A 465-nucleotide genomic window follows, 5' to 3' on the forward strand; every position below is an offset into this window, starting at 1 on the left:
GTGTGACATGGAACGCGGAGACGGATCGGGTGGACGTGGTAGCCTCAAGGCGTTGCAGTTTTGGTACCCATGACTTTATGTGCGCCTGAGCCGGAATGTTCCGCCCAGGCGCATTATTGTTTTTCCGGCTTCTCCGGATGGGGCTCAATTGCGGCGACTGAGGAATCCGCGAGGTGCGGATTTCCGGGCACTGCCCCATATCAGAAGGAGAAAATCATGGCTACCGGAACCGTGAAGTGGTTCAACTCGGAAAAGGGCTTCGGCTTCATCGAGCAGGACGGCGGCGGCGCCGACGTCTTCGCCCACTACTCCAACATCGCGACCCAGGGCTTCCGTGAGCTCCAGGAGGGCCAGAAGGTCTCCTTCGACGTCACGCAGGGCCAGAAGGGCCCGCAGGCCGAGAACATCGTTCCCGCCTGACAGCCGGACGCGAACCTCGCAGCCGGGGCCCGCACCATCGAGGTG

At 61.9% G+C, this 465-nt stretch carries 1 protein-coding gene; it reads left to right on the top strand.

The genetic code is table 11. The annotated features are described in order from the left end of the window. Nucleotides 1-216: 216 nt before the first annotated feature. Complete coding sequence (locus GUY61_RS38875) at nt 217-420, top strand: cold-shock protein (RefSeq protein ID WP_015607926.1); 204 nt, start codon at nt 217-219, stop codon at nt 418-420. The last annotated feature ends 45 nt before the right edge of the window (nt 421-465 follow it).

It is taken from the genome of Streptomyces sp. GC420, assembly GCF_009916105.1.
GTDB lineage: Bacteria > Actinomycetota > Actinomycetes > Streptomycetales > Streptomycetaceae > Streptomyces.